The organism is Serratia sp. GW822-FHT06D09, from assembly GCF_058799515.1.
Window position 1 is genome coordinate 109,236 of record NZ_JBXALO010000010.1, and the last position, 19,240, is coordinate 128,475.

General features: G+C 55.7%; 15 protein-coding genes. 7 read left to right on the forward strand and 8 right to left on the reverse strand.

Annotation, left to right across the window (positions count from 1 at the left end; all coding sequences use genetic code 11):
- Positions 1-78 precede the first annotated feature (78 nt).
- Positions 79-1,458 carry a UDP-N-acetylmuramate:L-alanyl-gamma-D-glutamyl-meso-diaminopimelate ligase gene (mpl, locus tag AC1RKG_RS20945; protein ID WP_261109397.1) on the reverse strand — a complete coding sequence of 460 codons (1,380 nt, stop codon included), beginning with the start codon at positions 1,456-1,458 and terminating at the stop codon, positions 79-81.
- Positions 1,459-1,626: 168 nt separating this feature from the next.
- On the opposite strand from mpl, the gene fbp reads away from it, so the two are divergent.
- Positions 1,627-2,631: a class 1 fructose-bisphosphatase gene (gene fbp, locus AC1RKG_RS20950; RefSeq protein ID WP_020824933.1), complete on the forward strand. Its 1,005-nt coding sequence runs from the start codon at positions 1,627-1,629 to the stop codon at positions 2,629-2,631.
- Positions 2,632-2,668: 37 nt separating this feature from the next.
- On the opposite strand, the gene AC1RKG_RS20955 is transcribed toward fbp, so the two are convergent.
- Positions 2,669-4,222 carry a methyl-accepting chemotaxis protein gene (locus tag AC1RKG_RS20955; protein ID WP_020824932.1) on the reverse strand — a complete coding sequence of 518 codons (1,554 nt, stop codon included), beginning with the start codon at positions 4,220-4,222 and terminating at the stop codon, positions 2,669-2,671.
- 256 nt (positions 4,223-4,478) lie between these two features.
- Between AC1RKG_RS20955 and ppa the strand changes: the two genes are divergently transcribed.
- Positions 4,479-5,009 carry an inorganic diphosphatase gene (gene ppa / locus AC1RKG_RS20960; protein ID WP_004952787.1) on the forward strand — a complete coding sequence of 177 codons (531 nt, stop codon included), beginning with the start codon at positions 4,479-4,481 and terminating at the stop codon, positions 5,007-5,009.
- 51 nt (positions 5,010-5,060) lie between these two features.
- Here ppa and AC1RKG_RS20965 read toward each other — a convergent pair whose 3' ends face one another.
- Genes AC1RKG_RS20965 through tamA form a run of 3 tightly spaced genes read right to left on the reverse strand, consistent with a single transcriptional unit; the run spans position 5,061 to position 10,962 of the window.
- Positions 5,061-5,408, reverse strand: a complete 348-nt coding sequence (locus tag AC1RKG_RS20965; protein ID WP_006317485.1) for a gamma-glutamylcyclotransferase family protein — start codon at positions 5,406-5,408, stop codon at positions 5,061-5,063.
- A gap of 2 nt (positions 5,409-5,410) precedes the next feature.
- A complete protein-coding gene (gene tamB, locus AC1RKG_RS20970) occupies positions 5,411-9,229 on the reverse strand; it encodes an autotransporter assembly complex protein TamB (protein WP_493183667.1) in 3,819 nt (1,272 codons plus the stop codon).
- Positions 9,226-10,962, reverse strand: coding sequence for an autotransporter assembly complex protein TamA (gene tamA, locus AC1RKG_RS20975; RefSeq protein ID WP_128865492.1), 1,737 nt, complete (start codon positions 10,960-10,962; stop codon positions 9,226-9,228). Before tamA ends, tamB begins: the two co-directional genes overlap by 4 nt.
- A gap of 286 nt (positions 10,963-11,248) precedes the next feature.
- Here tamA and msrA point away from each other — a divergent pair, with 286 nt between their 5' ends.
- Positions 11,249-11,890 carry a peptide-methionine (S)-S-oxide reductase MsrA gene (gene msrA, locus AC1RKG_RS20980; protein WP_020824928.1) on the forward strand — a complete coding sequence of 214 codons (642 nt, stop codon included), beginning with the start codon at positions 11,249-11,251 and terminating at the stop codon, positions 11,888-11,890.
- A 177-nt stretch (positions 11,891-12,067) separates the two neighbouring features.
- Positions 12,068-13,399: a polyamine export protein PaeA gene (gene paeA, locus AC1RKG_RS20985; protein WP_020824927.1), complete on the forward strand. Its 1,332-nt coding sequence runs from the start codon at positions 12,068-12,070 to the stop codon at positions 13,397-13,399.
- Positions 13,400-13,489: 90 nt separating this feature from the next.
- On the opposite strand, the gene AC1RKG_RS20990 is transcribed toward paeA, so the two are convergent.
- The gene (locus AC1RKG_RS20990; RefSeq protein ID WP_012004917.1) at positions 13,490-13,696 is read right to left on the reverse strand and encodes a DUF1107 domain-containing protein; all 207 of its coding nucleotides are present in this window, start codon (positions 13,694-13,696) and stop codon (positions 13,490-13,492) included.
- A 326-nt stretch (positions 13,697-14,022) separates the two neighbouring features.
- Here AC1RKG_RS20990 and AC1RKG_RS20995 point away from each other — a divergent pair, with 326 nt between their 5' ends.
- A complete protein-coding gene (locus AC1RKG_RS20995; RefSeq protein WP_020824926.1) occupies positions 14,023-14,580 on the forward strand; it encodes a YtfJ family protein in 558 nt (185 codons plus the stop codon).
- 1 nt (position 14,581) lies between these two features.
- Here AC1RKG_RS20995 and cysQ read toward each other — a convergent pair whose 3' ends face one another.
- On the reverse strand, positions 14,582-15,322 hold the full coding sequence (gene cysQ, locus AC1RKG_RS21000; RefSeq protein WP_041415176.1) for a 3'(2'),5'-bisphosphate nucleotidase CysQ: 741 nt from the start codon (positions 15,320-15,322) through the stop codon (positions 14,582-14,584).
- 256 nt (positions 15,323-15,578) lie between these two features.
- On the opposite strand from cysQ, the gene AC1RKG_RS21005 reads away from it, so the two are divergent.
- Both AC1RKG_RS21005 and ytfE read left to right on the forward strand, forming a co-directional pair.
- A complete protein-coding gene (locus AC1RKG_RS21005) occupies positions 15,579-17,531 on the forward strand; it encodes a bifunctional 2',3'-cyclic-nucleotide 2'-phosphodiesterase/3'-nucleotidase (protein ID WP_142816076.1) in 1,953 nt (650 codons plus the stop codon).
- Between the two features lie 119 nt (positions 17,532-17,650).
- The gene (gene ytfE / locus AC1RKG_RS21010) at positions 17,651-18,316 is read left to right on the forward strand and encodes an iron-sulfur cluster repair protein YtfE (protein WP_493183668.1); all 666 of its coding nucleotides are present in this window, start codon (positions 17,651-17,653) and stop codon (positions 18,314-18,316) included.
- 43 nt (positions 18,317-18,359) lie between these two features.
- Here the strand turns inward: ytfE and bamJ are convergent, their stop codons facing one another.
- Positions 18,360-18,980, reverse strand: coding sequence for a BamJ family beta-barrel-assembly machinery protein (gene bamJ, locus AC1RKG_RS21015; RefSeq protein ID WP_020824922.1), 621 nt, complete (start codon positions 18,978-18,980; stop codon positions 18,360-18,362).
- Positions 18,981-19,240 lie beyond the last annotated feature (260 nt).

The window sequence follows — 19,240 nt, forward strand, 5'->3', positions numbered from 1 at the left end:
CGCGAGGGCTTTTTTATGGGCAAAAGAAAAGGCCGCAAGCGGCCTTTTAGTTTTGCTTCAGTCACACTGAATCGACGATCAATAAGTCACTTTAGGTTCTGACTTGTGGGCCAATGCCTCCAGCAAACGGTCATGGATCCCACCGAAGCCGCCGTTACTCATCACCAAAATGTGGTCGCCAGGCTGGGCCGTTTTCACGATCATGTCCACCAGCGTGTCGAGATCGGCGCTCCAGTGGGCCGGCTGTACACAGGCTTCCGCGACTTCCGCCACCTGCCAGGGGATATGGTGCGGTTGGAACAGGAAGACCTCATCGGCACGGCCCAGAGACGGTGCCAAATCATTCTTGCTGATCCCCATTTTCATGGTATTGGAGCGCGGCTCGAGCACAGCCAAAATGCGCGCGGTACCGCCAACCTTGCCGCGCAATGCGGCCAAGGTCGCCAGGATCGCCGTTGGGTGATGGGCAAAATCGTCATACACCGTAACGCCATGAGCTTCACCGCGCAGTTCCAGACGGCGGCGAGCATTGATAAACTCACCGAGCGCGCGACAGGCATCGGCTGGCAGCACACCAAGGTGGCGCGTGGCGGCAATGGCCATCAAACCGTTATGCATGTTGTGTTCACCCACCAGCGACCACTTCACTTCGCCCACCTGTTCGCCGTCGAGGAACACCGCATAATGGCTGGCGTCCGGCGTTAATTTTTGAGCGCGCCATGCGCCCTCTTCCCCGACCAGCTCTTGCTCACTCCAACAGCCCATCGCCATCACCTGTTTCAGGTGGTTGTCGTTATCAGGCAAAATGATCTTGCCCTTGCCCGGCACCAGACGCACCAGATGGTGGAACTGTTTCTGGATCGCTTTCAGATCGTCGAAGATATCAGCGTGATCGAACTCCAGGTTATTCATGATCAGCGTACGCGGGCTGTAATGCACAAACTTGGAACGCTTGTCGAAGAAGGCGCAGTCATACTCATCGGCTTCGATCACAAAGAACGGGCTACCGCCCAGACGCGCGGAAACGTCAAAGTTGCCCGGAACGCCACCGATAACAAAGCCCGGTTGATAGCCGCAGGCTTCCAGGATCCAGGTGGCCATACCGGCGGTAGTGGTCTTGCCATGCGTGCCGGCCACGGCCAGCACCCAGCGATCGCGCAGCACATAATCGTGCAGCCACTGCGGGCCGGAAACGTAAGGGATCCCTTGTTCCAGTACCGCTTCAACGCAAGGATTACCCCGCGTCATGGCGTTACCGATGATCACCAGATCCGGCGCCGGATCCAATTGAGCAGGATCGTAGCCCTGGATCAGGTCGATCCCTTCCTTCTCCAACAGCGTGCTCATCGGCGGATAGACATTAGCGTCAGAGCCGGTCACCTCATGCCCTAGCGAACGAGCCAGCACCGCCAGCCCGCCCATAAAGGTGCCACAGATCCCAAGAATGTGAATGCGCATAGTTTTCTCATAGAGTACGTCGAATGTTGGCTCATTCTAACGCTCAGAATCGTCCAGAAGAAATGGATTTGCCTATGAATAGCGTTCATCTTTGGGCTACACTGCTCGCGAATACGTTGGCGGTTTGTTAACAAACCGCTACCCATCCGTAGATTCAGGGATTGTGTCATGAAAACGTTAGGCGAATTTATCGTCGAGAAACAGCACGACTTCTCACACGCCACCGGCGAGCTGACTGCGCTACTTTCTGCAATTAAACTGGGCGCCAAAATCATCCACCGCGATATCAACAAAGCGGGTCTGGTGGATATTCTGGGGACCAGCGGCGTTTCCAATGTACAGGGCGAAGTTCAGATGAAACTGGACCTGTACGCGAATGAAAAGCTGAAAGCAGCATTGAAAGCGCGCGGTGAAGTTGCGGGTATCGCTTCTGAAGAAGAAGATGAAATCGTGATATTCGACGGCGAGCGGGCTGAAAATGCCAAGTATGTGGTGCTGATGGATCCGTTGGACGGTTCGTCCAACATCGATGTCAACGTCTCGGTCGGTACGATTTTCTCTATCTATCGTCGCATTACCCCGGTCGGTACGCCAGTGACCGAAGAAGACTTCCTGCAGCCAGGCAGCGCACAGGTCGCCGCAGGCTACGTGGTTTACGGTTCATCCACCATGCTGGTGTACACCACCGGTTATGGCGTGCATGCCTTTACCTACGATCCTTCTCTGGGCGTGTTCTGCCTCTCCCACGAGAAAGTCCGCTTCCCGGCCAGCGGCAATATGTATTCCATCAACGAAGGTAACTACATCAAGTTCCCGCGCGGCGTGAAGAAATACATCAAATATTGTCAGGAACAGGACGAAGCTACACAACGCCCTTATACCTCACGCTACATCGGTTCACTGGTTGCCGACTTCCACCGCAACCTGCTGAAAGGCGGCATCTACATTTATCCAAGCACCGCCAGCCACCCGCAAGGCAAGCTGCGCCTGCTGTATGAATGCAACCCGATGGCGTTCCTGGCGGAACAGGCCGGCGGTAAAGCCAGCGACGGTAAAAACCGTATTCTGGACATCACCCCGGTGAAACTGCACCAGCGCGCACCGTTCTTTGTCGGCACCAAATCCATGGTGGAAGACGCTGAGCGCTTTATCGCTGAGAACCCGGACGAATAACGAGTTCGATGTGGGGGACGGCTTGCCGTCCCCGGCATTATAATTTGAACGCCGCCATGCTCTGCGCCAGCAACTGCGCCTGATCCTCCAGCGAGCGCGTCGCCGCCGCCGACTCTTCGACCAAGGCCGCATTCTGTTGCGCCACCTGATCCATCTGCGCCACCGCCAGGTTTACCTGCTCAATGCCGCTGCTTTGCTCACGCGTAGCCGCAGAGATTTCCCGCATCAGCGCCGTCACCCGGCCCACTTCACCGGTAATGCCGTTCATGGTTTTCGCCGCCGAACCGGCCATTTGTTCGCCTTCCTGCACCCGATTCTGCGACGCTTCAATCAACCCTTTGATCTCTTTCGCCGACTGCGCGCTGCGCTGAGCCAGGCTGCGAACCTCACCGGCCACCACGGCAAAACCACGCCCTTGTTCACCGGCACGTGCAGCTTCCACCGCCGCATTCAACGCCAGAATGTTGGTCTGGAAGGCAATGCCGTCCATCACGCTGATGATATCGGCAATGCGGCGTGAGCTATCGGTGATCGCCTGCATCTTGTCCATGACCTGACTGACCACTTCACTGCCTTGGTTGGCAATATCGGATACGCTCAGCGCCAGTTGATTCGCCTGTTCGCAGTTCTCGGCGTTCATCTTCACCGTCGAGGTCAGCTGTTCCATGCTGGCGGCGGTTTCTTCCAGAGAAGCGGCTGATTCTTCGGTACGCTGCGCCAGGTGCAGGTTGCCGGCAGCCAGTTCGCGTGAACCGGTATCGATTTGGCTGCTGGCATCGCGCACCTTGCTGACCGAACTGACCAAGGCCTGCTGCATCCGCTGCATCGCACGCACCAGACGGCCCATTTCGGTCTCGCCTTCGCCGGTGATGCGGTGCGTCAGGTCGCCGCTGGCGATATGTTCCAGCTGGGCAATTGACTCATCGAGCGGACGCAGAATAATCACCCGCAGCGCAAACCAGGCCAGTAGCGCCAGCAAAATGCTGAGCAGGCCAGCAATCACGATCAGCGTAATTTTGGTGCTGGCATTGCTTTCCGCTTCATTCACCCGCTGCTGGCCAATCTTCATGGCGAAGCTGCGGAAGTCGCTGAGGTCCTTTTCAAAAGCGATGCTCAACGCGGAAATTTTTGTTTCCTGAATATCGTAGTAATCATCAACTTTGCCGGCCTTGATGGCATCGGCCATCGGCCCAACGCCCTGTTCCAGATAGGCGCGGTAGCTGTTTTGCAAACGACCGGACAGCTCGCGTCCACGTTCGGTAACGGTACCGACGCTGACAAAACGCGCCATTTCCTGCTTCGATTGCGCAAGATAGTCATAGATACGGCCCACCGTAGCATCTGAAACCTCAATCTGGCCGATTTCCCGTTGGCGTACCGCCAGTGAGGCAGCGGTTCTGGCGCGCAGCGTCAGGTTGGAACTGCTGGCCAGCGACCCCAACTCTTCCCCCAGGATTTGATTCAGGGTGTGTAACGAGCGCGATCCTTCGTTAATCGCGTTGACGCCAATCGTGCTGACCATAATCAACAGCAGCGTCATCAGGCTCAACAGGGCAATCAGCCCGGCCTTGACCGTAATCTTTTTTAGCATGAGTTCTTCCCGGCTTCAGAAATAGTGAGATCTTACGTAGAGGAGGTAAAACGCGGAGCCAGACTTCGCCGACTCATTATTATTTGATGAAGTTATCGGCAACCCTCGAGAAAACTTAACGCCGTGGGAGGATTTATCTGGAAATTCGATGGATGGCTCTGCGCCGGGGCGGGGATGATGAAAAGGGCAGGAAATCGCAAAAGAGTCCGCTATAATAGCCGCCACTCCATTTCTGGTTTGATTAAAGGAAACCGACATGAGCTTGAACCTGGTCCCTGCTGGCAAAGACCTGCCGGAAGACATCTACGTTGTTATCGAAATCCCGGCAAACGCCGATCCGATCAAATATGAAATCGACAAGGACACCGGTGCGCTGTTCGTTGACCGTTTCATGTCCACCGCGATGTTCTACCCGTGCAACTACGGTTACATCAACCACACCCTGTCTCTGGACGGTGACCCGGTTGACGTGCTGGTGCCAACCCCATACCCACTGCAGCCTGGTTCTGTGATCCGCTGCCGTCCGGTTGGCGTGTTGAAGATGTCCGACGAAGCCGGCGAAGATGCGAAACTGGTTGCCGTACCGCACAGCAAGCTGACCAAAGAGTACGATCACATCAAAGACGTGAACGACCTGCCGGAACTGCTGCGTGCCCAGATCGCTCACTTCTTCGAGCACTACAAAGATCTGGAAAAAGGCAAATGGGTGAAAGTGGAAGGCTGGGCAGATGCTGCCGCTGCCAAAGCTGAAATCGTTGCTTCTTTCGAGCGTGCCGCCAAGAAGTAATTCTTGCCCGCCGTCCGATAAAAAAACACCGCTCAGTGAGCGGTGTTTTTTTTACTTTTCGTCGAGACGCTTCAGCCAGTCGCCGCTGTTAATTCGCGGGTAACCGTCCACACTGTGTTTATACAGGTAGATCCACGCACTCCCATAAGGCGTCTGAATCAGCTCGCGCTTATAGTCCTTGGTGTTGCTTTTCAGTTCGTCCAGCTCAGCCAAAATCGATGAGTTGATGCGGTACACTTCGCAATGTACCGTGCCCTCTCCAGGGATCGCCGCCGGGTAATGGCCCAGATTATAAATCTGATAGCCTTCGAGCTCATGCTCGCCGAGCCATTGGGCGTTGGTCATCCAATGGCTGTTTCCCTGTTTGCGTCGTAAACTGCCGTAGACAATTATTCGCATCGCTAAAACTCAAACTGATAGAGCAAATCTAATGCCTGGTCGAGACCAGACACCGCTTCCAGATACAATTTAGGCATCAGGCGGTAACGCAACGTCAACGTAGCCAGCGAGTCGAAAATACCCACCCCATATTTTACTTGTAAGCCTGGGAGAACATAACCGCTCACGACAACCTGGGAACTGTCGCCGACACCCTGAGTATCCAGGGCCAAATTGCTTACGCCAAACGCCTCGCCGATTTTACCCACAAGTTGACCACTTTGTGCAACCCCCATCCCAATTAACATTGAGGTCATTGCGTTACCATCGGCGCCGGAACTGCCCAATCCCTGCCCGCGCAGCAGATAAGACAGCGCTTCCTGCTGAGATTTGGCCGGATCCGAGAACACTTCCAGCTTGGGTGCATCCGCCAACCCGGTAACGCGTACCCCAGCGGTAACGTCGTCTTCGGTCGATTCAGGATTACGGATGGCTTCAATATTCAGCAGCGGCTGATCCGGCGGCCCTGAGAACATCAGTTGGCCCTTGCGGACGATCAAATCCTGACCATAAGCATGGAAGCGACCGGAAGGGATGTCAATCTGGCCGTTCAGGCCCAGGCCATTCTTGTCCTGCACTACTTTCAGATCGCCCTTCAGGCGGGCTTTTAAGCCAAAGGCATCCAGCCGCACATCGTTACCCACGTGGATCATCAGGTTGCTGTTGATCGGGATCCCTGCGGTTTTCGGCTGTATCGGTTTCAGTTGGTCGTCCAGCATCACTTCGTCGGAAGAGACGCCCACCGCACTTTCCGGCAACTCCTGCACCGTAATGCGCGCCCACGGAATATCGACCGAACCATTGAGCGAGAACAGCCGCGGCGTGGCTTCAAACACCAGATCGGGTGAAACGTCGATGCGGATCATCGGCGGCACCGTCACCCGCAGCTTATCGCCCTTGGCGGCGATACGTGCGCGCCAGGCGTTGATGTCGCGCCAGTCAGCATCGCCCGACAGGTTAAGCTGTCCGCGCGTGGTGCTGACCAGCCCTTCCATGGTCGAGGTCATGCCGTCAAAGTTCATCACCAGGCGGCCGTCCGTCATATCAAACGGCATCCAGTGACCATCTATATCAACCTTATCCAACGCCATCCGGCCATAAACCAGAGGCTTCTGCGCACTGCCACCCAGGCGCAGATTGGCATTCAGCATGCCCGCGGCTTTCTCCCCCTTCATCAACGCCGGATTGATCATCGCCAGCGAGATATTGGTGATATTGACGTTGCCGCTGATAATGCGTCGTACCTGTGGATCGGCAACCTGTACGTTACCGTCAAATTGGCCATTATTGGTCAACTTGATCAACCAGTCGGCCTGCGCACGACCGTTGGACAGGCCGGCATTAAGGTTCAGCCGATCAAAGGCGATCGGCAACGCGTTGCCCTGCACTTGCTGAACCACCTTCACGCCGTTACCCACCAGGGAAACTTTTGCGTCCGGCAGCGCACCGCCCGGTTTCCAGCTTACGTCCGCCCGCCCGGTGAACACGCCACTCAAAGCGGTCTCCGGACCGAGGAAAGGTTTGATCATCGCCAGATCAAAGCGGTTCAACACCACGCTGGCCTGGCCACTCTGGCCTGCTTCGATGGTCTTGGGTACGCACAGTTCGGCGTTCGGGTTCTGCCAGCAGTGCGGTCCAATACTGATTTTCTGCGCGGTGTTCAGGTAATCCAGCGCAATGGCGCGAGTTAAGCGCCATTCGCCCACCGGGGTATCGAAACGGGTATTGTTCAGGTTGCCGCGCCAGCGCTGCTGTTGGCGATCGAAACTGCCCTGCAGCGCCAACTGACCGGATACCGGCTTGCCGTCAATTTTCAACTGCAGCTGATGCTGCTTCTCACTGCCTTTGGCATCCAGTGTCAGCAGGCTGATATCCAGCGCATCCTGCTTAAGTTGCTCAACGCGTACCGCCAACTGACCCTGGATCTGATCGCTGGAACGCACGTCGCCGTCAATCTTCACCCGGTTGATGCGCAGCGCCTGCCACTGCAGGCCGGAAGCGGTCAGGTCGGCCAGCAACTGAGGCGCTTGCAGGTTGCCCCGCAGTTTCAGCAAGCCTTTCGCCGTACCGCCCAGCCCTGGCAGAGCGCCGTCCAGACGTGGCGCGTCAATATTCGCATCCAGGTTCCAGCTTTTCTCGTCCAGTTGGCCCTTAACGTTCAGTTGGTTGCGTCCCAGCGTCAGATCGATGCCCGGGATTTTCCACTGACCGGCAGCATTGCCGCTAAGCGTGCCACGTGCAGTGACTTTGTTTTGCTTCACGTTACCATCGAGCTGCAGCACCGGTACCTGCAATTGCCAACTGCCGCCGTGCAGGCTGCCACGCGTAGTGATTTTACCGTCCAACTTCGCCGGCCATTCCGGCCACTGCTTGGCGGTATTGATGCCGCTCAGCGTCAGCTGTGAATTCCAACTGATGGCCTTGCTCCAGTCCACCAGCGCCGTCAGATCGGTATTGCCCTGCAAGGCCGCCAAACGCAGGCGATCCAGTTTGAACTGTTCGACGTTACCTTTACCGTCCAGCGTCAGCACCGCCGGCGGGAGATCCTGCCCCTTGATATTGGCCCGGGTCGACAAGGCATAATCAGTCGCCTTGCCATTGAAACGCAGACGGAAATCGTTGACCTGATACTGAGCTTCGCCGTTCAGCGGCCATTTCAGCTGTTTGCTTTGCAGCGTCAGTGCCAGCGGTAAACCCACTTCGGCCAATTGGGTCTGTACATCAAGCTGCGCACCGACCGGTCCGGAGAGGTTCAGCGCCACTTTAAGTTCTTCGCGCAGCCCACCGCCGACGTTCAGTTTGACCTTTTCCCCTTTCAGCGGCTCGATATTCAGCGTGCTGTTAGCCACCATTTCCACCGGCCAACTGCCGGTCAGCGTCGCCTGCCCCTGCGCAGACAACGTGCCCTGCGGGGATTTCACATCGAAATTGTCCAGCTTGATATGCTGATCCTGGGTACTGGCCTGCAGCAACAGGCTGGTAATCAACACCTCGGTATCACCGGTCAAGCGCAGTTGTTCCCCGCTGATCTCCTTAACCGTGATGTCCAACGGCAGGCGGATTTCCGGCAGATCCGGCAGCAGCGGCTTGGCGAACAGCTCTTTCAACGTTTCGCCCAGCGGCTTCTCTTCCGGCACCGGTGCCGGTTTCGCCGCCTTGTCGACCTGTTCACCCACTTTTTTCGCGACCTCGACAGCCGGCTGTATCGCCTCCGGCAACGGGTTCTGCGGTGTTTTCGGAAGTGCAATCAACAGGCCGCTGATTTTGGTGGGCAGCAAGGTCAACGCACGCTCTTGCCACTGCGCTCCGGTACGGAATTCACCAAGAGAGATTGCCGTGTCGTCTACGCTGACCTTAACGTTATTCAGCGTCAGCATACGCAAGGTAATAGGGTACGGCGTGCTCAGATTAGTGGTCGGCTCGCTGGTCTCTTCCACCGGCGCAGACGGCGTCATTTCTTTGGTTTTCACCACCACGTCGACGTCCTGCGCGGTCAGCGCATTGACGCACAGCGAACTGTTTTTAAAGCAGGCCAGATCGAGTGACAGATGGAATTGTCCGGCATTCACCGTGACGCCCGGCATCTGATACTTCACGCCTTTTAGCGTCAGATCACGCCAGCCACCGCTCACGCTGGCAATATCCAACCCCGGCACCCATCGAGCGGCAGCGTTGAGGGTCATATGCAAACCACTGGTGGTACCGAGCAAGTACGCCACCGCCCCGACCAGTAACAGCAAGACAATCAGGAAACCAAAGCAAATCTTTTTTATCAGGCTCATAGTTCAGGCCCCAAACCGATGTAGAACTGCATCCCGTGGGTGTCCTTGTCCCCCACGGGCGCGGCGATATCCAGCTTCACTGGCCCTACCGGCGACTGCCAGCGTACGCCTACACCGGCGCCGGTTTTGAAGTTGCTCTGCTTGATATCGTTCACCGCTTCACCGGAATCGACGAACATCGCCCCCCACCATTTGCCGGTCACGTTGTATTGATATTCCAGCGAGCCAGTCAGCATTTTGGAGGCACCGGTCAACTTGCCGTCATCGTTGCGGGGGGAAATGTCTTTGTACTTGTAGCCACGTATGCTGCGATCGCCACCGGCAAAGAATCGCAGGTCTGGCGGCACTTTGTCGAAGTCGTTGGTTTCGATCCACCCCACCTGCCCGCGCGCCACGAACCGGTGCTTATCGGCCAGGGTGCGGATCCAGACGTTCTGCGCCTGCATCAGCGCGAAGTCCACGCCAGATCCCCAGGTGGTGTCGGAAACGTCGATGGAGTAGCGTTGGCTATCGCCCCAGGTCGGCATCAGACCTCCGCGCGAGCGGGTACGGTTGAGGCTGACGCCAGGGTAAAGCAGCATGGTGGTATTGCTGACGTTACCCTGGGTAAAGTTATCCCAGCGCCAGGTCAGGTTAATAGCCCGCTGCCAGCCGCTGGAGAGATCCCAGTTGCGCGAGGCCACCACTTTGGAGGTTACGGACTTGGTATCGTTTAGATCGACGTTCTTGAGCCCGCCCTGCAGCAGGTAATACTGCTCCAGCGGATTCTTCAGCAACGGGATCTTATAGGTCAGATCGAGCTGCTGCTCCGGGGCCGAAATACTGGCGCTGGTTTCCAGACTGTGGCCGCGATCGTTAAGCCAGGGCTTCTTCCAGGTGCCTTTAACGCGGGGGCCAACGTCGGTGGAGTAACCGACACCGGTTTCGATGGTGTTGCGAGTGCGTGGTGACACCAACGCATCTAGCGGCAAAATCTTGTTCTCTTTGGCATCTTTGAAATCAGGGGAGACCACCACCGAGTTAAACCAGTTAGTGGCGGACAAACGGCGGTTCAGTTCGGCCAGGTCTTCCGAAGTGTAATAATCCCCCTGATGAAAGGGCACCAGATTTTGCAGATAGTCTTCACGAATTTGCGAACCGGTAAACTTCACCTGGCCGAAGCGGTAACGCTGCCCGCTGTCGAAGTCGATGTCCCAATAGGCCTTATGCAGATCCTCCGCCACGCCGAGCTGGCTTTTGGTCATATCGGCATCGAAATAGCCTTTGCGCAGCGCCAGGCCGGTCAGTGAACCTTTAAAACTGTCGTATTTACCGTGATTAAGGATCTCACCTATCGTCGGTTTGCCTTTTTTGACCAACGACAGATAGTCTTCATCGGTTTTCGCACCGCCTTCCAACACGATATTGGCCCCGGCAATGCGCACCGGTTCACCCGGATCGACCTTGGCGTGCAGCACCGGCCGCGCCAGCCCTGGCCGATCGTCCAACGTAAATTCGATGGTAGGCTGATAATAGCCAAGCGCTCTCAGCCCCTGACGAACAGCTTCATCCACGCGTGCGCGGAAACGGCCATCAGTACCGACCTCTTCCGGAGTGATGGAAGACAGGCGTACCCGGACGTTTTTTTCCAGTTCCCCGCTAAGTCCTTCAACCTGCAGCCGCACATTCGCCGAAAACGCCGCAGGCGTCGCGAGCAGCGCACACAAAAAGCACAGGGCACGGTATCGTGGCACGCGTTCTCCTTAATTTATTTTACTTTCCTGTTATAACACGCACTCTGGTGCCAGGGCATACTCCGCGCTATCAAGACGGCAGCCCTTTCAGCCTTATTCCAGACGCGACATATTACGATTTTACTGCCGCAGTAAACTGGCGCATTCTTAGCTTTTGGCGCTCTAAATACTGCGTTAATCTGATCCATAATCTGAATATGTAGCTTATTGTGGGCAAAGTTGCGGTTAGATACAACCGAACTGCCGTGTCTTAGGTCAATTCTTACTGTGACAACAGGAGTCAACCGTGGTGCCATTTTTTGATAAAACACAAACCGTCGACAAGGCGAACGCGCTGCCTGGCCGCACGACGCCCATGCCGGTTGCCACGCTCAACGTGGTCACTCACCATTCAATGACCCAGGTGCCGGAAGGCATGGAAGTGGCTATCTTCGCCATGGGATGCTTCTGGGGTGTGGAGCGCCTGTTCTGGCAACAGCAGGGCGTATACAGCACGGCGGCAGGCTACAGCGGCGGTTTTACGCCAAACCCAACCTACCGCGAAGTGTGCAGCGGCCAGACCGGTCATACTGAAGTGGTGCGGGTGGTATTCGATCCGAAAATCATCAGCTATAAGCAGCTGCTGCAGGTGTTCTGGGAGAACCACGATCCGGCGCAGGGCATGCGTCAGGGTGGCGACGTCGGCACTCAGTATCGCTCAGCAATTTATACGCTGACGCCGGAACAGCAGACCGCAGCCGAAAGCAGTCTGAAGCGTTTCCAGCAGGCCATGAACGAGGCGGGCGACCAACGCACCATCACCACCGAAGTGGTGCCGGCGCTGCCGTTTTACTATGCCGAGGATGACCATCAGCAGTATCTGTACAAGAATCCTGAAGGCTACTGCGGCCTGGGCGGCATCGGCGTTTGTTTGCCACCCCAGGGCTAAACCCTTGGTCAGCGGTAATTTTTTAACCGCTGGCGGCCCCTGTAGGGCTGCTGCTATACTATGCGGGCCGCATCTGCGGCCTGATAGCCTCCTTTCTGGTTGTTATCACTACTTTTTTTACAATGTACTACCCTTCCTCAAGAGCGCCGTCATCCCGTCGGCACGTATGGATAGATTATGTTAAACAGTATTTTACTGATTCTTTTTCTGATCGCAGTGAGTGCGTTTTTCTCACTGTCGGAAATATCTCTGGCCGCGTCACGCAAGATTAAACTGAAACTGATGGCTGACGAAGGTAACGTCAATGCCGCCAAAGTCCTTAAACTACAAGAAACCCCGGGGCTGTTCTTTACCGTGGTGCAGATTGGTCTGAACGCCGTAGCCATTCTCGGTGGTATCGTCGGTGATGCTGCCTTCTCCCCTAGCTTCCAGGTATTGTTCGATCGCTTTTTGTCCCCAGAGATGGCGGAGCAAGTCAGCTTTATCTGCTCGTTCGTCCTGGTGACCAGCCTGTTCATCCTGTTCGCAGATTTGACCCCGAAGCGCATCGGTATGATTGCACCAGAGACGGTCGCCGTCCGGATCATCAACCCGATGCGTTTCTCGATCATGATCTTCCGGCCGCTGGTGTGGTTCTTCAACGGCATGGCAAACCTGATCTTCCGCCTGTTCAAACTGCCGATGGTGCGCAAGGACGACATCACTTCCGACGACATCTATGCGGTAGTGGAAGCCGGAGCCCTGGCTGGCGTGCTACGCAAGCAGGAACATGAGCTGATCGAAAACGTGTTCGAACTGGAGTCACGCACCGTACCTTCGTCGATGACCTCGCGCGAAAGCGTGGTTTACTTCGATCTGCGTGAAACCGAAGAAAGCATTATCGAGAAAGTCTCGACCCATCCGCACTCCAAGTTCCTGGTGTGCGACGGCAATATCGATCAGGTGGTCGGCTACGTTGACTCCAAAGACTTGCTGAACCGCGTGCTGGGCAATCAAAGCCTGGTGCTGAGCAGCGGTGTGCAAATCCGCGCGGCGCTGATCGTGCCGGATACCCTGACGCTGTCCGAAGCGCTGGAAAGCTTTAAGACGGCCGGCGAAGACTTTGCCGTTATTCTCAATGAATATGCACTGGTCGTGGGCATCATCACGTTGAATGACGTAATGACCACCCTGATGGGCGATCTGGTCGGTCAAGGCCAGGAAGAGCAGATCGTCGCACGCGATGAAAGCTCATGGCTGATTGAGGGTGGTACGCCAATCGACGATGTGATGCGCGTTCTGCACATTGATGAGTTCCCGCAGGCGGGCAACTACGAAACCATCGGCGGCTTTATGATGTACATGCTGCGCAAGATCCCAAAACGCACCGACTTCGTGAAATACGCCGGCTACAAGTTTGAAGTGGTGGACATCGACAGCTACAAGATTGACCAGTTGCTGGTAACCAAACTGAGCGACAAACCGGCGGCGGTACTGCCGAAGGCGCCAGAAGACAACGCCCCCGCCTGATCCGGACTGTAGAAACGTCAGCGGCCCCATCGGGGCCGCAATTATTGGAGCTTTTGCAGGGTACTTCAGTAGCAGGATACTAACCGCGCATCAACCCATCTCTGTTTGCAGCAACAACACCTGACGGTTTACCTCTGACATCACGCTGAAGTGGCGCCGGTCACGAATTTTCGGTAACAGGATTTTCCCTTCGTCGAATTCGAACGCGCCTACATCTTTGATATACAGCCGGCCACGAAACAGGGTTTTTACGTACTTCGCCACTTTCAACGGATTATAACGCTGGAAGATTCTCATTCTATTACTCTCCTCCGTTTGGTCCATGCGCTCAGCGGGCCGCCAAGGTGGCAGCCTCTAAAGTAAGAACGCAACTTGATTGCCATGTAGTAGACCTAGTAAAGACGATAATGTTCACTTCTGCACGGATATCTTCACTGGATTTACACTTTTTGACAGAATTGTATATGATAATATATAACTTTTTCAGTATATCCCTTCAAAACACAGGTATTACCGGCCAGAAGGGGAAACTGCGATCCAGCTAACAGGACAGACCTCCGATCACCACCTATGCTTTAGGCTGTCGGGTGCTGTCGGCACCGTTCCCCTTCCAAGGAGAAGGCATGAAAAAAAGTCACCTGCTTATTGTTTCCCTGCTGCTTGCCCCCTTTTTAGCCTCTGCGCACAACTTCCAACTCCAGCAACGCGTCGCGCCGGTCGGCGTCAGCGATAAGGGAGAGTTAAATTACGCTAATGATAAGTTTAGCTATCAAAACTGGAATAGCGCGCAACTCAGTGGGAAAGTGCGAGTCATACAGCATATTGCCGGCCGTAGCTCCGCCAAGGCGATGAACGATCCGCTGATCGAAGCGATTAAGAAAGCTAAACTACCGCACGATCGTTACCAAACGACGACAATAGTGAATACCGACGACGCGATACTCGGCACCGCGGTGTTTGTTCGCAACAGCATTGAAGACAGCAAGAAAGAGTTCCCCTGGTCGCAGTTTGTGGTCGACAGCAACGGCAACGTGCGCAAGGCCTGGGATTTGCAGCCGAAAGGATCGGCCATTGTGGTGTTGGATAAGCAAGGCAGGATCCAGTTCGCCAAAGACGGCGCCCTGACGCCAGAAGAGGTGCAGCAGGTCATGACCCAACTGCACCAGCTGCTGGCGAACTGATTTAGAACAGCGAAACCCTGAAGCCGGGGTTTAGGAAGGATTCACGCGGCGTATAGAGCAGAGGTCTGCCCTGCCAGTCGTGGATCTGTGCCCCGGCTGCCACGGCCACGGCATGACCGGCGGCGGTATCCCAGATATTGGTGGGCCCAAAGCGCGGATAGAGCTGCGCTTTACCTTCCGCCACCAGGCAGAATTTCAGCGAAGAACCGACGGAAACGGTCTGGTGTTCGCCCAGCTGTTTCAGGTAGTCCTTCAGCTCTTCGTCGCTGTGCGAACGGCTGACCACCACCAATGGCGGATGGGCATTGCTGACGCCAATCTCCTGCCGGTGGCCCTTTTCTTCTTTCCAGGCTTTACCGCGCTCGGCCAGATACAGCACGTCGATCGCCGGGGCGTAAACCACACCCATTACCGCCTGCCCGTCTTCAATCAACGCGATATTTACCGTGAACTCACCGTTGCGATTCAGGAACTCTTTGGTGCCGTCCAGCGGATCGACCAGCCAGTAGCGCGTCCAATTCTGCCGCACTTCCCAGGTCGGTGGATCTTCTTCCGACAGCAAGGGGATGTCCGGCGTTAACGCCGCCAGGCCGCGCTGGATAATGTGGTGCGCCGCCAGATCGGCCGCCGTCACCGGGGAGTCATCTTTTTTTTGTGTAACATCAAGCGGTTGTTCACCGTTGTACACCGCCATGATGGCCGCGCCCGCCTCGCGGGACAGTTGGCAAATTTTTTCTAACATCATTCACCTCAGATAGACAGTTCCGTGGGCCATTTCCCCTTTCTCATTGCTAGCAGCCTAGTTTTTTTTGCATCGAATATCCATCATAACGATTTAACCTTCGGTAATGACTCGAGTCTTTGCCGTCACAACTGTGACATTTCCTCCGATACCTTGGCCGATTTTCTGCCACACTTCACAGTTTGGTGAGACAACCAATGTTAATTACATGCCCCTCTGCGATAAAACTCGAAAAATAGAATGGAGAAAGCCAAAAATGATGAAGCGTCCGCTGACGTTGTCTGTCCTCGCTGTGCTGGTTTGCGCCTCAGCGCAGGCGGCAACGGTCGATCTGCGCGTGCTGGAAACCACCGACCTGCACAGCAACATGATGGACTTCGATTACTACAAGGATAAACCGACCGACAAGTTCGGTCTGGTGCGCACCGCCAGCCTGATTGAACAGGCTCGCCAGCAGGCCACCAATAGCGTACTGGTGGATAACGGCGACATCATTCAGGGCAGCCCGCTCGGCGACTATATGGCGGCCAAGGGCCTGAAGCCCGGCGATATTCATCCTGTCTATAAGGCCATGAACACCCTGAATTATGTGGTCGGCAATATCGGCAACCACGAATTCAACTACGGCCTCGATTACCTGAAAACCGCCATCAGCGGTGCCAAGTTCCCGTATATCAATGCGAACGTGATCGACGCTAAAACGCAGAAACCACTGTTCACTCCTTACATTATCGTCGATACGCCGGTAAAAGACCGTGACGGCAAGGAACATAGTTTACGCATCGGCTATATCGGTTTTGTGCCACCGCAAATTCTGGTGTGGGATAAGGCCAATCTGCAAGGCAAGGTTAAGGTCAACGACATCACCGAAACCGCCAAACGCTACGTGCCGGAAATGCGTAAACAGGGGGCCGATCTGATCGTGGCGATCCCGCACTCCGGCCTGTCCAGCGAGCCGTACAAGGCGATGGCAGAGAATTCGGTGTACTACCTCAGCCAGGTTCCGGGCATTGACGCCATCATGTTCGGCCATGCTCACGCGGTATTCCCGAGCAAAGACTTCGCCAATATCAAAGGCGCTGACATCGCCCAGGGCACGCTGAACGGCATACCTGCGGTCATGCCCGGCCAGTGGGGCGACCACCTCGGCGTTGTCGATCTGCAGTTGAACAACGACTCTGGCAGTTGGAAAGTAGCTTCCGCCAAAGCGGAAGCACGGCCCATCTACGACAAAGAGAACAAGAAATCGCTGGCGGCGGAAGACGCCAAGCTGGTGAAAGTCCTGGCGGAAGATCATAAGGGCACGCGCGATTTTGTCAGCAAGCCGGTCGGCAAAGCTGATGACAACATGTACAGCTACCTGGCGCTGGTGCAGGATGACCCAACGGTACAAATCGTGAATAACGCGCAGAAAGCCTATGTGGAACACTACATTCAGGGCGATCCGGATCTGGCCGATTTGCCGGTGCTGTCAGCGGCAGCGCCGTTCAAGGTCGGCGGCCGCAAAAACGATCCGGCCAGCTTCGTCGAAGTGGAAAAAGGCCAGCTCACCTTCCGTAACGCTTCGGATCTCTACCTCTACCCCAACACCCTGGTGGTAGTAAAAGCCAGTGGCAAAGAGGTGAAGGAGTGGCTGGAGTGCTCCGCCGGGCAGTTCAATCAAATCGACGTCAACAGCAGCCAACCGCAGGGCCTGATCAACTGGGATGGCTTCCGCACCTATAACTTCGACGTGATTGACGGGGTTAATTACCAGATCGACGTCAGCCAGCCTGCGCGTTACGACGGCGAATGCCAGTTGATTAACAACAAGGCGGAACGTATCAAGCAGCTGACGTTCAAAGGCAAGCCAATTGATCCTAAAGCCACCTTCCTGGTGGCGACCAATAACTATCGCGCTTACGGTGGCAAGTTCGCCGGCACTGGCGATCAGCATATTGCCTTCGCTTCGCCGGACGAGAACCGTTCAGTGTTGGCGGCCTATATCAGCGCTGAAACCAAGCAGCATGGCGCAGTACGGCCACAGGTGGATAACAATTGGCGCCTGGCGACCTTCAGCAGCCCGCAACCGCTGGATATTCGCTTTGAAACCTCGCCAAGCGAGAAAGCGACAGCGTTTATCAAGGCACATGCCCAGTATCCAATGAAATCCGAAGGCACGGATAACATCGGGTTCGCAGTTTATAAGATTGATTTAAGTAGCAAATAAGCTGCAGGCCGGGAGGCACAGCGTTCCCCCCGGCCATCTACTCCTTTTTCTCGCTGGCGCGCCCTTTAAATTGCATTTAAAATGCATGTTATAGATATTTCATTTAAAGAGGCTCTCTCATGGATTACCGTAATCAATCCCTCGGCGCTCTCGCCATCGCTATTCCCCGGGCATCACGCCTGTTCCGCCTGAACGATTTGGATTTCTGCTGTGGCGGAAAACAAACGCTGCAACGCGCGGCCGAGCGTAAAGGACTGGATCTCGAGCAGCTTGAAAGCGAATTGGCCGCCCTCGCCGCCAGACCGGCAGCAAGCCATGACTGGCGTACTGCACCGCTCGGTGAACTGATTGATTATATTCTGCCACGCTTCCATCAGCGGCACCGCGAGCAGCTGGCCGAGCTGGTACTGATGGCGGAAAAAGTCGAACGGGTTCATGCCGACAAAGCCACCTGTCCACGCGGTCTGGCGAAACAGCTGAACCTGATCCGGCTGGATCTGGAAAATCACATGATGAAAGAGGAACAGATCCTGTTCCCGATGATCAAGCAGGGTATGGGCCGGCAGGCGGCTGGGCCGATCTCGGTAATGGAACATGAGCATGACGAAGCGGGCGAACAGCTGGAAGTGGTGAAGTTCCTCACCCACAACGTGACGCCACCGGAAGGTGCCTGCAATACCTGGCAGGTGCTGTATGGTGGTATCGACGAGTTTATTGATGACCTGATGGAACACATCAATCTGGAGAACAACCTGTTGTTCCCCCGCGCGCTGAACGGCGCATAAAACAAGGGCGCCATCAAGGCGCCCAGAGAAATCTGTTAGAGAATTACAGGATTTCCAGCAGTTCGACGTCGAACACCAGCGCGCTGAATGGCGGGATGGATGCGCCGGCACCACGCTCGCCGTAGGCCAGGTCGTGTGGAATATACAGCTGCCATTTGGAACCGACCGGCATCAGGGTCAGCGCTTCAATCCAGCCAGGGATCACGCCGCTAACCGGGAATTCTGCCGGTTGACCGCGCTCTACGGAGCTGTCGAACACGTCGCCGTTAATCAGACGGCCAGTGTAATGCACACGCACGCGATCCTGACGGGACGGGATTGGGCCGTTGCCCTGCTCCAGCACGGAGAATTGCAGACCGGATTCGGTCAGCGTAACTTCGTCGCGCTTGGCGTTGTCTTCCAGGAATTTCTGGCCTTCAACGGCCATCGCCTGTTGACGCTCACGACGCACAGCATCCGCACGTTCGTGGATTTCGCGCAGCGCACGGTGCACCACGTCTACCGGAACCGCCGGGGCATTCCCTTCCAGCGCGTCACGCAAACCTGCCAGCAAAGCTTCCGGTTGTAAACCTTCCAGACCGGACTCTTGCAGCTGCTGGCCGACCTGTAAACCAATCCCGTAGCTCGCCTGCGCTTCAACGCTGTCAAAAGAAGGGGTTGTCATGGGGTTTTCCTTTAGTCTGTAAAAAGTCGAAAGCGCAGCATAACAGCGCCGCAATGCCGGGTAAAATCTTGTGTGGAGAATGATGACTTTTGTCGTAGAAAAAGAAACAATAACCCTCAGTTAACACCCGCTCCCGCGCGCCCAGGCGAATCGCCTGCCGCAACAGGTATAGGTTTGCTGCTGCCTTTCACTTCAATCAGTTAGCGGACTATACTGAAAACAGGGCATCGGGTCGGCGGTACACCCTTTTGTACCGTGAT